Raw genomic sequence first — 12,861 nt, forward strand, 5'->3', positions numbered from 1 at the left:
TCAGCGCACCTTCAACGTGGCCAGGCCGATCAGCACGAGCACGACGGAGATGATCCAGAAGCGCACGATCACGCGCGGCTCCGGCCAGCCCTTCAGTTCGAAATGGTGGTGGATCGGCGCCATGCGGAACACGCGCTTGCCGGTCAGCTTGAACGAGGCGACCTGGATCATCACCGACAGCGTCTCGATGACGAACACACCGCCCATGATCACCAGCACCAGTTCCTGGCGGGTGATCACCGCGATCGTGCCCAGCACCGCGCCCAGCGCCAGCGCACCGATGTCGCCCATGAACACCATGGCCGGATAGGTGTTGAACCACAGGAAGCCGAGGCCTGCACCGGCGATGGCCGCACAGATGATGACCAGCTCGCCGGCGCCCGGGATCTGCGGGATCTGCAGGTAGTTGGCGAACACCACGTTGCCCGAGGCGTAGGCGAACACACCCAGCGCGCAGGCCACCAGCACGGTCGGCATGATCGCCAGGCCATCCAGGCCGTCGGTCAGGTTCACCGCATTGGAGAAGCCGACGATCCAGAAGTAGGCGATGGCTACGAAGCCGATGCCGGCCAGCGGCAGCGCGATCGACTTGAACATCGGGATGTAGAAGGTCAGCGCTGCCGGCACGTCGGCCGTGTAGAACAGGAACAGGCCAGCGGCCAGGCCGAAGATCGACTGCAGCAGGTACTTCCAGCGCGACTTCAGGCCGTTCGGGTCGCGACGGACGATCTTGATCCAGTCGTCATACCAGCCGATGGCGCCGAAGCACAGCATCACCGCCAGCACCAGCCACACGTAGCGGTTGCGCAGGTCGGCCCACATCAGCACCGACAGGGTGATGGTGAGCAGGATCAGCGAACCGCCCATGGTCGGCGTGCCGGCCTTGGAGAAATGGGTCTGCGGGCCGTCCTTGCGGATCGGCTGGCCGCCCTTGAACTGGGCAAGCTTGCGGATCATCGCCGGGCCGAGCCACAGCGACAGGAACAGCGCCGTCAACGCGGCAAGGATGGCGCGGAACGTCTGGTAGTTGAACAGCCCGAACAGGCTCTCCAACTGCTGCAACCATCGAGCCAGTTCATACAACATGCGGGGATTCCTCTCCTTGCGCCAGCAGCGCTTTGACGATCAGGTCCATGGCACTGCCACGGGAACCCTTGACCAGGCAGCGCACACCAGCGTGCAACTCATCCTGCAGCGCCTGTGACAGCGCACCATGGGTAGCGAAATGGCGACCGCCTTCACCGAAGGCGGCCGCAGCGGCGGCACTGAGCGGACCCAGCGCATACAGCCGCTTCAGTCCGGCAGCGCGTGCGCGGATGCCCGCCTGCGCATGCAGCGCTTCGGCGTCCGGGCCCAGTTCGCGCATGTCGCCCAGCACCAGCCAGCCCTCTTCCGGGGCCGCGGCCAGGGCATCGATGGCCGCAGCCAGCGAGCCGGGATTGGCGTTGTAGCTGTCATCCACCAGCACCGCGCCGTTGCGCAGCTGATGGGCGATCTGGCGGCCCGGCACCGGCTGCGCTTCGGCCAGGCCGGCGGCAATCAGCGCCAGGTCGACACCAGCGGCCAGCGCCAGGCTGGCGGCAGCCAACGCATTGCTGACGTTGTGGCGGCCCGGCAGGCCGAGCACCACGCGGGCTTCACCGGCCGGCGAAACCAGGGTGAACTGGCTGCCCTGCGCACCGGCGCGGATGTCGCGCGCGGTCACCTCGGCGGTATGTTCCAGGCCGTAGCGCAGCACGCGGCAGCGCGGCGGGGTGCCGACGAAATGCTGTTCGAACCAGCGACCGTAGGCATCGTCGGTGTTGATCACCGCCACACCATCGGCCGGCAATGCGGCATAGATCGCGCCCTTGGTCACTGCCACGCCGAGCAGGCTGCCCATGCGTTCCAGGTGGGCCGGGGCGATGTTGTTGACCAGCGCATAGCGCGGGCGGGCGATATCGGTCAGGTAGGCGATGTCGCCCGGCTTGCCGGCGCCCATCTCGTAGACGGCGTAGTCGGCATCTTCCGGCGCGTCGATCACCGCCAGCGGCAGGCCGATCTCGTTGTTGCGGTTGCCCGGGTTGGCGTAGACCACCTTGTGCGCGTGCTGCGACACCTGCTGCAGGATCGACAGCAGCAGGCTCTTCACGCTGGTCTTGCCGTTGCTGCCGGTGATCGCGAACACCTCGGTGCCGCGATCGCGCTGCATGCCGGTGGCGATCTTCGCCAGCGCCAGCTCGCTGTCGGCCACCAGCACCTGCGGCAGCTCGATCGGCAGCAGGCGCTCGACCAGCAGCGCACTGGCACCACGCGCCAGCGCATCGGCGGCGAAGTCATGGCCATCGAAACGCTCGCCGCGCAACGCCACGTACAGGCTGCCCGGGCCGAGGCTGCGGGTGTCATTGCTGACCGCGTCGATGGCCACGTCGTCGCCGTGGATCTCGCCGCCGGCCCAGTGTGCAATCAGCGAAAGCAGGGTGCGCTTCATGCGGCGCCCTCCCCGGCCTGGGCTGCTAGAACGCCGGCCTTGGCCGCCAGTGCAGCGGCGGCCACTTCGGTATCGTCGAAGTCATGGCGCACGCCGTTCACTTCCTGGTACGGCTCGTGGCCCTTGCCGGCGATCAGGATGATGTCGCCGGCACCGGCACGCTTCACCGCCAGGCCGATCGCACGCGCACGGTTGCGCTGCACGGTCACGGCGGAGGCATCGGTGAAGCCAGCGAGGATGTCGGCCACGATCACATCGCCATCCTCGCCACGCGGGTTGTCGTCGGTGACGATGACCTGGTTGGCCAGGCGCTCGGCGATCGCCGCCATCTGCGGGCGCTTGCCGGTATCGCGCTCGCCACCGCAGCCGAACACGCAGAACAGCGTGCCCTGCAGATGGCCGTGCAGGCTGTCCAGCGCCTGTTCAAGCGCGTCCGGGGTATGTGCGTAATCGATCACCACAGTCGGCAGACCGTCTTCGCCGCCGAGGCGGTTCATGCGGCCGCGGATCGGCTGCAGCGCCGACAGCACCTGGGCGATGCGCGGCAGCGGCTGGCCCTGCGCATGCAGGGTACCGGCCACCGCCAGCAGGTTGTCCACGTTGAAGCGGCCCAGCAGCGGCGACTGCACCGCCGCACGCTGGCCGTCGATGACCAGTTCGAACGCAATGCCACGGCCATCCAGCTGCAGCGCTTCGGCGCGAACGCTGGCCTTGCTGGCACCGCGCGAGCTCAGGCCGATCGGCTGCACGCCCGCCGGCAGGCCGGCGAACAGCTGGCGGCCGAAGGCGTCGTCCAGGTTGATCACCGCCGCCTTCAGGCCCGGGCGATGGAACAGCCGCGCCTTGGCCGCGCCGTAGCTGGCCATGTCGCCGTGGTAATCCAGATGGTCGCGGGTGAGGTTGGTGAACACCGCCACGTCGTAGTGCACGGCGTCGACGCGGCCCTGGTCCAGCGCGTGCGAGCTGACTTCCATCGCCACCGCGCGCGCACCGGCGTCGCGCAGCTGCGCCAGCAACGCATGCATCTGCAGCACCAGCGGCGTGGTGAAGCCGGTCGGCTCAACCGCACCATAAAGTCCGGCGCCCAGCGTGCCGATACTGCCACTGGGCGTACCGAGCAGATGCCAGGCCTGGGCCAGCAGCTGCACGGTGGAGGTCTTGCCGTTGGTGCCGGTCACGCCCACCATCGCCATCGCCCGCGACGGTGCGCCATGGAACTGGTCGGCCATCGCGCCCATGCGCGCGCGCAGGCCCGGCACCGCGATCGCATCGGCCGGGGCCGGCAGCTCGGCAGGTGCCGGCGGTTCGAACAGGATGACGCCGGCGCCGGCCGCACGGGCCTGCTCGACAAACCCCAGGCCATGCGCGCCGAAACCGGCGATCGCGACGAAGGCATTGCCGGGGCGCACGGCGCGGCTGTCCAGCACCAGGCCGGTCAGAACGGGGTCGTGCCCTGCAAGAGCGACGTCCGGAAGCAACTGCGAAAGCAACATCGAAGGACTCATTGCGTGCCTCCCGTAGCGGGCGGCGTCTGGGCGTGCGCGCTGGGCAGCGCAGCATCGAATTCAGCGGCGGCATCGGCCGGCAGCGCGGCTTCGGCCGGCGGCGCGGGCAGGATCGAGGCCGAGTGGCCGACCTTGCCGGACTGTTGTGCGGCCAGCCACGACTGCAGGTCGTCCAGCGGCACGTCCATCAGGCGCAGGGTGCCTTCCATCACGTTGTGGTAGACCGGCGCCGACACCAGGCCGCCGTAGAACTTGCCGGCCTGCGGGTCGTTGATGACGATGACGGTGGCGAAGCGCGGGTTGGTGGCCGGCACCACGCCGGCGAACAGCGCGTTGTAGTGGCCGCGCTCGTAACCGCCGGGGCCGGTCTTGCGCGCGGTACCGGTCTTGCCCGCCACGCGGTAGCCCAGCACCGCTGCCTGCTTGGCGCCGCCCTGGGTAACCACCGTTTCCATCATCGCCACCACCTGCCTGGCGACGTTCTCGTCGATGATCTGATGCGCTTCGTTGCGCTGGCCCTTGACGAAGGTCGGCGCGATCAACTTGCCGCCATTGGCCAGCGCCGAGTAGGCGGTGGCGATCTGCAGCGGCGTCACGTTCAGGCCGTAGCCGTAGGACATGGTGGTCTTGGTGGCACCGTCCCAGTTGGCCGGGCGCCGCACCACGCCACCGGATTCACCCGGGAAGCCGCTGTGCGGCACCGAGCCGTAGCCGAAGCGGCGCACGCCGTCATAGAACACCTGGTCCGGCATCTTTGCCGCGACCTTGGCCGCGCCGATGTTGGAACTGCGGGTGATCACGCCGGTCACGTTCAGCACGCCGTTGTTGCGCGGCACGTCGCGAATCGTGAAGCGGGCTACCTGCATGTAGCCCGGGTTGGTATCGATGATGGTGTCCTTGGTCACCGCACCGGCCTGCAGCGCGGTAGCGATGGTCAACGGCTTCATCGTCGAACCCGGCTCGACCAGGTCGGTCACCGCACGGTTGCGGCGCGCATCGGGCAGCGCGCCGGTCAGCGAATTCGGGTTGTAGGTCGGCAGGTTGACCATGGCCAGGATCTCGCCGGTGGTCACGTCCATGATCACCATCGAACCGCCGGCTGCCTTGTTGGCCACCAGCGCGTTGCGCAGTTCCTTGAAGGCCAGGTACTGGATGCGGCGGTCGATGCTGAGTGTCAGGTCCTTGCCCGGCTCGGCGGCGCGCAGCAGGTCGCTCTCGACGGTTTCGCCCTTGCGGTTGCGGATCACCCGCTTGGCACCGGCCTTGCCGCGCAGCCATTCGTCGAACGCCAGCTCCAGGCCTTCCTGGCCGCGGTCGTCGATGTTGGTGAAGCCGAGCACGTGCGCCATCGCCTCACCCTGCGGGTAGAAGCGGCGGAACTCGCGCTGCGCGGCCACGCCCGGAATCTTCAGCGCAACCACCTTCTCTGCCTCGTCCGGATTGATCCGGCGGCGCAGGTACATGAATTCCTTGTCCGACTTCTGCGACAGGCGGCTGCTCAACTCGTCCACCGACATGCCGACCGCCTGGGCCAGCTCCGGGATGCGCTCGGGCGAACGCAGCAGATCCTGCGGATTGACCCAGATCGAAGCAACCGGCGTGGACACCGCCAGCGGCTCGCCGTTGCGGTCGGTGATCATGCCGCGCGAGGTCTTGATCGGCAGCTCGCGCAGGTAGCGGGCCTCGCCCTGGCGCTGGTAGAAGTCGCTGTTGATGATCTGCACGTAGGCGGCGCGACCCACCAGCGACACCGAGCACAGGCCGAGCGCCAGCGCGACCCAGCGCAGGCGCTGGCGCAGGTTGAAGGCGTTGCGCGGGCGGTTGCGGCCGGTCTTGCTCATGGCCGCACCACCACGATGTCACCGGCTTCGGGGAACTTCATGCCGAGCTTTTCGCGGGCGATGCGATCGACTCGGTTGGCTTCGGCCAGGGTCGCCTGCTCCAGCTGCAGGCGGCCGAATTCGAGGTTGATGTCATCGCGCTTGCGTTCGGCGCGCGACAGCTCGATGAACGTCTGCCGGTGACGGTGACGCACGAACACGACGCCGATCGCCGAGGCCACGGTCGAGGCCAACAGGATGATCAGCAGCAGCCGGCTCATGCATCGGCCTCCCGCTTCTGGGCCACGCGCAGCACCGCACTGCGGGCGCGCGGGTTGGCAGCCAGCTCTTCGTCGGTGGCCTTGATGGCACCGCCGATCAGGTCCAGCGTCGGCACGAACGCGACCGCCTCGGGCAGGCGGCGGTTGGCCGGCGGCGCCTTGGCCAGGCGGTTCATGTACTGCTTGACGATGCGGTCTTCCAGCGAGTGGAAGCTGATCACCGCCAGCCGGCCACCGGGCTTGAGCCGTTCCACCGCCGCATCGAGCCCGGCTTCCAGATCGGCCAGCTCGCGGTTGATGTGGATGCGGATGGCCTGGAAGCTGCGCGTGGCCGGGTGGATCTTGTCTTTCCCACGCGGCATCACCGAGGCGATCAGCTCGGCCAGTTCGGCGGTGCGGGTGAACGGCTGCTTCTCGCGGCGCGCCACGATGGCACGCGCGATGCGGCGGCTCTGGCGTTCTTCGCCATAGGTCCACAGCACGTCGGCGATCTCGCGGTCTTCCACGCGGTTGATCCACTGCGCGGCGCTTTCACCGCTGTCCGGGTCCATGCGCATGTCCAGCGGGCCGTCCTTGCCGAAGCTGAAGCCCCGCTCGGCCACGTCCAGCTGCGGCGACGACACGCCCAGATCGAACAGCACGCCGTCCAGGCCTTCAGCCGTCGCATCCCACTGCAGCAGCTGGGCGAAGCTGCCACGGAAGATGGACACGCGCGGGTCCGGCGCGAAATCGCGCTCGGCAACGGCGATGGCTTCCGGATCCTTGTCCATGACCAGCAGGCGCCCCTCGGGACCGAGCTGGGTGAGCACGCCACGTGCATGACCGCCACGACCGAACGTGCCATCCAGATAACGTCCGTTTTCGATCACCCTCAGGCCTTCGATGACCTGGGTGTACAGGACCGGCAGGTGCACCGCCGGCGACTGCGACACCGGAAGGTGACCGGTCTGCGCTTCTGGGCGCATCCGGGCACCCCGGCTCACAACTTCAGGTCGAGCAACCCATCACCCAGATCCTCGTCAGACAACGTCTGCTGGATCAGGGCCCGATGCGCCTGCTCGCTCCACAATTCGAACTTGTCGCCCATACCGAGCAATACCGCCTTCTTCTCAATGCCCACCGCACCGCGGTGGCTGGCGGGGATGCTGATGCGACCGTTGCCGTCCAGCTCCAGATGGGCGGCCGAGCCGACCAGCTTCTGCTGCAACAGGCGCACGACGCGCTGGGTGTTGGGCTTGGACATGACGTCGTCGCGGACCCGTTCCCATTCCGACTCTGCATACAGCCACAGGCAGCCGGCTTCGAACGGGTTGTAGGTCAGCACGAGACGGTTGTTGCTGGCGCGCGCGACGAGGTCGCGGTAAGCGGTGGGAACCGCCATGCGCCCTTTATCGTCAACTGTGATGGCCGTCTCGCCCTGGAACACGACGCGTGCACCTATCCTTCGCCCGGTGAAACATTGAACCACGAAAACCCACAAAACACCCGGATTTCCCTCTGATGCCCACCTTAGCAGCGGCCGAAGGGTTGTCAACAACTTTTCAGCGGGGAAATCGCCAGCCGCATCAATGGCTTGCAACAACCTTTAGAGAATTGTTCAAGGCTTATCCACAAGTTGCTGATCCGTCTCAATTTTTGAGATTGAACGGAAGTTCAGGGCTGTGGACAGGGCGTGAAACATCGCCCGCGCATTCATCCGGAACCGGCCGGAAACGCCGCCGGACTGCGCAAACCATGCACAATGAAGCCATGTGCCTGCTCGCTCTTGGCTGGATGCACCACCCGCGCTGGCGGCTGGTGATGACCGGCAACCGTGATGAGTTCCACGCCCGCCCGACCGCGGCGCTGGCCCCCTGGCAGGATGAGACCTCCGTCATCGGGGGGCGCGACCTGCGCTCCGGCGGCGGCTGGGCCGGCGTGGGTGCCGGCGGGCGGATGGCCGTGGTCACCAATGTCCGCGATCCACTGGCCGCACAGACTGGCCCGTCGCGGGGCGCGCTGGTGGCCGACTTCCTGCGCGGGCGCGACCCGGCCGCCGTGCATATCGACCGATTGGCGACCGTGGCGGGCGCCTACGCCCCGTTCAACCTGTTGCTGGCCGATGGCGACAGCCTGGAGTATCTGGGCAACCATCCGGCCGAACGGCAGAGCCTGGGCCCCGGCGTGCACGGCATGTCCAACGGCGCATTGGACGCGCCGTGGCCGAAGACCCGGCGGCTGATGGCTGCGCTTGAAAACTGGCTGCAGCACGACGGGATCGGATCCCTTTCGCAGAGCGAAAGGGCTCTGACCCCAGACCTGACCCCACTCTGGCAGGCCCTCGCCGACGAACACCGCCCGGTCGACCGCGACCTGCCCGACACCGGCATCGGCCTGGAACGCGAACGCTGGCTGAGCCCGGCCTTCATCCGCGGCGACGACTACGGCACCCGCGCCAGCACCGTGCTGCTGATCGACGCTGATGGCCACGGGCAGATCCACGAACGTCGCTTTGGCCCGCAGGGCGTCGCACTCGGCCAGAGCCGCGTCGACTTCTGACCCTGTACCTGTTTTCTGTGTCTATAAATGTCTGCACGCACGCCACACGATGACCGGGCGCGGCGCTGCCGCGCGCCCCACCGATTCACAGGGAGTCATCGATGCGCCGTGTTCTCGTACTTGCCGCCACCCACCTGCTCACCCTCGGCCTCGGCTTCGGCCTGGGCGTGTATCTGCTGCCGATCCTGATCGCCCCCGACGACCCGCCGGTGGCGCAGGTGCAGGCGGCCATGGGCGACGCCCGCTACCACACCACCTTCCGCCGCGACCTCAAGGGCAGCGATGCGGTGCACTGGGCCGAAGGCAACGTCAGCGTCAGCCCGCGCCAGGTCGCGTTCGACGGCAAGATGGGCCCGGGGCCGGACTACAAGGTCTACCTGGTCCGCGACTTCGTCGACAACAAGGCCGATTTCCTGAAGATCAAGGCGCAGGCCCAGCGCATCGGCGAGGTGAAGACCTTCAACCGGTTCCTGGTCGATGTGCCCGAAAGCGTCAACGTGGACGACTACACCACCGTGGTGGTGTGGTGTGAACGGTTCGAGCAGTTCATTTCCGCCGGGCAGTACCGTACGCCGGGTTGAGCCATGGCACCGGGGTCGGATCCCTTTCCGCAGGAAAGGGCTCTGACCCCGCGCGTCGTGGCCGGCAACGGCTTGATGCGTCCGGAGATCAGGATGTTGCCGGCCAGCGGCCGGCACTACCGATGCGCGGTTCACGCATATAGAAGAAGGAGGCGGAGCCGGCCGATAAGCCGGGTTCTGTCGTGGACAGTCATTCCTCTAGGCGTTACGTCACCGCAACGCTCAAGCAACCTACCCGGATCCAACGCGGGCCGCGCCAAAGGATCCCTATTTGGTCTTGCTCCAGGTGGGGTTTGCCGTGCCGGTCTGTTACCAGACTCGCGGTGCGCTCTTACCGCACCATTTCACCCTTACCGGCCTTCCGAAGAAGACGTAGGCGGTATCTTTCTGTTGCACTTTCCGTCGGCTTGCGCCGCCCAGGCGTTACCTGGCACCTTGCCCTATGGAGCCCGGACTTTCCTCGGCACCCCCGAAAGGATGACGCGACTGTCTGGCCGGCTCCGCCAGCGCGCATTCTAGCGTACGCACACCCATCCTGGCGTGCTGATCACAGCGTCCCGTTCATCCATTCACGCATGGCGTGGATCTACCGATTCCGCTGTTCCGGTGGCTGCGGACCCTGGTCCGCACGATCCATCAACTGCCGTACAACGCCTTGCGCGGCGCGCCGGTCAGCTCGGCGGCCAGCTTCGCCGCGGTCGACGGCGGCAGATGCTCGCTCAGCTTGGCGTACACGCGACGGCCATGCGCCAGCTGCGCTTCCTCATCGTCGCCAGCGCCCTGCACCATCACCACGAACTCGCCCTTGCGCTGGTTCTCGTCGGCTTCCACCTTGGCCAGCAGGCCGGCCAGATCACCATCCAGCACGGTCTCGAACAGCTTGGTCAGCTCGCGCGCCAGTACTGCCGGGCGCTCGCCACCGAAGATCGCCGCCATGTCGGCCAGCGACTCGGTGATGCGGTGCGAGGATTCGTAGAACACCATCGTGCGCACTTCGCCGGCCAGCGCCTGCAGGCGGTCGCGGCGGCCGCTGGCCTTGGCCGGCAGGAAGCCCTCGAAACTGAAGCGGTCGCTGGGCAGGCCGGCTACGCTCAGCGCGGCGATGGCGGCGCAGGCCCCGGGAATCGGGCTGACCTTGATGCCGGCCGCCCGCGCGGCGCGCACCAGGCGGAAACCGGGATCGCTGACCAGCGGGGTGCCGGCGTCGCTGACCAGCGCCAGCGACTCGCCGGCCTGCAGGCGCGAGACCAGGCGCTGGGCCAGGGCCTCTTCATTGTGTTCATGCAGGGCCACCAGCGGCTGCTGGATGCCGAAATGGGACAGCAACTGGCCGCTGCGGCGGGTGTCCTCGGCACAGATGGCCGCCACCGAACGCAGCACCTCCTGCGCGCGCGGGCTCAGATCGGCCAGGTTGCCGATCGGGGTGGCGACGACGTACAGGGTTGGGACACTCATTTCAGCGGTACTCACGGGGCAAGGGTAGAATCGTAGCGTGTACCCGGCCAAGGCCGCTGCCCTCATCGCATGGACCCGATCATGAACAAGCCCGCCGCACGGATCTCCGCCCTGTCGTTGTCGCTGATGCTGTTGGCCGGCTGTGCCACCACCAGCCTGACCAGCGCGCCCGAATCGCCGGCCCAGAGCCAGGCGCTGGCGCTGATCGAACAGGGCAAGCCGCGCGACGCCGCTCTGCAGCTGGAGGGCCTGGCCGCCACCCTGCGCGGCGGCGCCCGTGCCAATGCCCTGGCCGATGCCGCCTGGGCCTGGCACCTGGCCGGCGACAGTGCCCGCGCACGCAGCCTGCTGGGCCAGCTCACTGCCCGCCAGCTGACCGGCGCCAGCCTGCAGCGCTACCAGTTGACCGGTGCCGAGCTGGCCCTGGCCGACAAGCAGCCGGCGCAGGCGCTGGCCCTGCTGAAGGATCATGCCGACAGCGTTGCGGTCGGCCTGCGCACCCGCTGGCTGCTGGCCCGCGCCCAGGCCCTGCAGGGCACCGGCGATGCCTTCGGTGCCGCCAACGAGCGTGCCCGCGCCCATGCCGGCCTGACCGGCAGCGCACGCAGCGAGAACCAGGCCGCCATTGCCGGCCTGCTCGGTACGCTCGACGACGCTACCCTGCGCAGCCGTGCCGCCGCCCTGCCGGCCAACGACCCGCTGTACAACTTCGCTGGCCGGGCGCTGATCGCACGCGGCCTGCCGCTGCCGCGACCGTTCGACCGCGATGGCGCCGCCCAGTTCGATACCAGCAAGCGCCCGCCGGCAATGAGCGACGGTTACCGTCCGCCGGCCAAGCTGGCCGTGCTGCTGCCGCTCAGCGGCCGCCTGGCCACCGCCGCACAGCCGGTACGTGATGGCCTGCTGGCCGCCTACTACGGCGAGACCCGCCGCCGCCCGGACATCAACTTCATCGACACCGCCGGTACCCCGGCCGGTGCGCTGGCAGCGTATGACAAGGCCGTCGCCGCCGGTGCCGACTTCGTGGTCGGCCCGCTGGGCCGTGACGAAGTGGATGCGGTCTATGGCCGCCAGCAGCTGCAGGTGCCGGTGCTGGCGCTGAACCGTGGCAAGGATGCGCCGCCGGCCGGCAGCGCCGGTTTCTCGCTGGCACCGGAAGACGACGGCATCGTTGCCGCCGAATACCTGCGCGGCCGCGAGCGCGGCAAGGCGCTGGTGATCAACAGCGCCGACGACACCGGCCGCCGTGCCGCCGCCGCCTTCGCCCAGCGTTTCGCCCAGCGTGGCGGCCAGGTGGTGGCCACGGTCGGCGTCAGCGATGCGGTCGGCGATGTCGGCGCGCAGGTGCGCAATGCCGGCCAGGTCGATGCCGTATTCCTGGCCGTGCGCGCGCCGCAGGCCCGCCTGCTGGCGCCGCAGCTGGCACTGGCCGGTGCCGGTGGCGCCACCCGCGTCGGCACCTCGCAGCTGACCGTCGGCAGCGGCAAGGTGGAAGAGGACGTGGCGCTGGACGGCATCGTCTACCCGAACGAGGCCTGGAACGTGCGCAGCGTGTCCGGCCTGCCCTCGGCCAGCCAGGTCGCCAGCACCCTGCCCAGCGCACGCGGTGCGGCCGGCCGCCTGTTCGCCTTCGGCGCCGATGCCTGGAAGATCACGGCCTACCTGGACAAGCTGTCCAACGAAGGCGGCCTGGACGGTGCCACCGGCACCCTGTTCCTGGACAGCAACGGCAACATCCTGCGCCAGCCGGCGTGGTCCACCTTCAATGGTGGCCGGCCGATGCCGATCGTCGGTGGTCGCTGAGCGCAGCCAACGGGGCTCGGCGGTGGAAGCCGCCGCCGAGCAGCATCTGCAACAGGCCGGACTGCATCCGCGTGCGCGCAACGTGCGCTACCGCGGCGGTGAACTGGACCTGGTGATGGATGACGCCGGCACCGTGGTGTTCGTGGAAGTGCGCTACCGCGCGCGATCCGATTTCGGTGGCGGTGCTGCCTCGGTGGATGTGCGCAAGTGCCGACGTCTGGCGCATGCCGCGCAGCTGTACCTGCAGGACAATCCCGCGCTGGCCGATGCGCCGTGCCGCTTCGATGTGGTGGAAGCCACGGGTGAACCGCCACAGTTGAACTGGTTGCGCGATGCGTTCCGGTTGGATGATTGCTGATGGCTGCCCATTGCCGGCCAGCGGCCGGCACTACCACGAGCGACTGCCGG

12 protein-coding genes and 1 other RNA gene are annotated in these 12,861 nt (G+C 68.3%); 4 read left to right on the forward strand and 9 right to left on the reverse strand.

The features are described from left to right. The 7 genes from mraY to mraZ are packed head-to-tail and all read right to left on the reverse strand — an operon-like array spanning position 1 to position 7,502. Positions 1–1,086 carry a phospho-N-acetylmuramoyl-pentapeptide-transferase gene (gene mraY / locus D7T59_RS16585; protein WP_010481929.1) on the reverse strand — a complete coding sequence of 362 codons (1,086 nt, stop codon included), beginning with the start codon at positions 1,084–1,086 and terminating at the stop codon, positions 1–3. Then, positions 1,076–2,470, reverse strand: coding sequence for a UDP-N-acetylmuramoyl-tripeptide--D-alanyl-D-alanine ligase (locus D7T59_RS16590; protein ID WP_180852907.1), 1,395 nt, complete (start codon positions 2,468–2,470; stop codon positions 1,076–1,078). The genes mraY and D7T59_RS16590 overlap by 11 nt, the downstream gene beginning before the upstream one ends. After that, complete coding sequence (locus D7T59_RS16595) at positions 2,467–3,975, reverse strand: UDP-N-acetylmuramoyl-L-alanyl-D-glutamate--2,6-diaminopimelate ligase (RefSeq protein WP_180852906.1); 1,509 nt, start codon at positions 3,973–3,975, stop codon at positions 2,467–2,469. Before D7T59_RS16595 ends, D7T59_RS16590 begins: the two co-directional genes overlap by 4 nt. Then, positions 3,972–5,816 carry a peptidoglycan D,D-transpeptidase FtsI family protein gene (locus D7T59_RS16600; RefSeq protein WP_106549214.1) on the reverse strand — a complete coding sequence of 615 codons (1,845 nt, stop codon included), beginning with the start codon at positions 5,814–5,816 and terminating at the stop codon, positions 3,972–3,974. The genes D7T59_RS16595 and D7T59_RS16600 overlap by 4 nt, the downstream gene beginning before the upstream one ends. Continuing rightward, a complete protein-coding gene (gene ftsL / locus D7T59_RS16605) occupies positions 5,813–6,076 on the reverse strand; it encodes a cell division protein FtsL (RefSeq protein ID WP_005408074.1) in 264 nt (87 codons plus the stop codon). Before ftsL ends, D7T59_RS16600 begins: the two co-directional genes overlap by 4 nt. Continuing rightward, the gene (gene rsmH / locus D7T59_RS16610; RefSeq protein ID WP_164137171.1) at positions 6,073–7,041 is read right to left on the reverse strand and encodes a 16S rRNA (cytosine(1402)-N(4))-methyltransferase RsmH; all 969 of its coding nucleotides are present in this window, start codon (positions 7,039–7,041) and stop codon (positions 6,073–6,075) included. The genes ftsL and rsmH overlap by 4 nt, the downstream gene beginning before the upstream one ends. 14 nt (positions 7,042–7,055) lie before the next feature. Continuing rightward, entirely contained in the window at positions 7,056–7,502 is a 447-nt protein-coding gene (mraZ, locus tag D7T59_RS16615) for a division/cell wall cluster transcriptional repressor MraZ (protein ID WP_004143635.1), read from the reverse strand. A gap of 323 nt (positions 7,503–7,825) precedes the next feature. Between mraZ and D7T59_RS16620 the strand changes: the two genes are divergently transcribed. Continuing rightward, positions 7,826–8,614, forward strand: coding sequence for an NRDE family protein (locus D7T59_RS16620; protein WP_180852913.1), 789 nt, complete (start codon positions 7,826–7,828; stop codon positions 8,612–8,614). Positions 8,615–8,715: 101 nt separating this feature from the next. Beyond that, on the forward strand, positions 8,716–9,195 hold the full coding sequence (locus tag D7T59_RS16625) for a DM13 domain-containing protein (protein ID WP_180852905.1): 480 nt from the start codon (positions 8,716–8,718) through the stop codon (positions 9,193–9,195). Positions 9,196–9,345: 150 nt separating this feature from the next. On the opposite strand, the gene rnpB is transcribed toward D7T59_RS16625, so the two are convergent. Both rnpB and rsmI read right to left on the reverse strand, forming a co-directional pair. After that, positions 9,346–9,697: RNase P RNA component class A (rnpB, locus tag D7T59_RS16630), an RNA gene on the reverse strand. A gap of 134 nt (positions 9,698–9,831) precedes the next feature. After that, positions 9,832–10,650, reverse strand: coding sequence for a 16S rRNA (cytidine(1402)-2'-O)-methyltransferase (rsmI, locus tag D7T59_RS16635; protein ID WP_057501028.1), 819 nt, complete (start codon positions 10,648–10,650; stop codon positions 9,832–9,834). A gap of 81 nt (positions 10,651–10,731) precedes the next feature. Between rsmI and D7T59_RS16640 the strand changes: the two genes are divergently transcribed. Further along, a complete protein-coding gene (locus tag D7T59_RS16640) occupies positions 10,732–12,453 on the forward strand; it encodes a penicillin-binding protein activator (RefSeq protein ID WP_164137173.1) in 1,722 nt (573 codons plus the stop codon). Beyond that, positions 12,443–12,811: a YraN family protein gene (locus D7T59_RS16645; protein WP_180852904.1), complete on the forward strand. Its 369-nt coding sequence runs from the start codon at positions 12,443–12,445 to the stop codon at positions 12,809–12,811. Before D7T59_RS16640 ends, D7T59_RS16645 begins: the two co-directional genes overlap by 11 nt. Positions 12,812–12,861: the final 50 nt, after the last annotated feature.

Source organism: Stenotrophomonas maltophilia (assembly GCF_013464915.1).
GTDB classification, from domain to species: Bacteria; Pseudomonadota; Gammaproteobacteria; order Xanthomonadales; family Xanthomonadaceae; genus Stenotrophomonas; species Stenotrophomonas maltophilia_AT.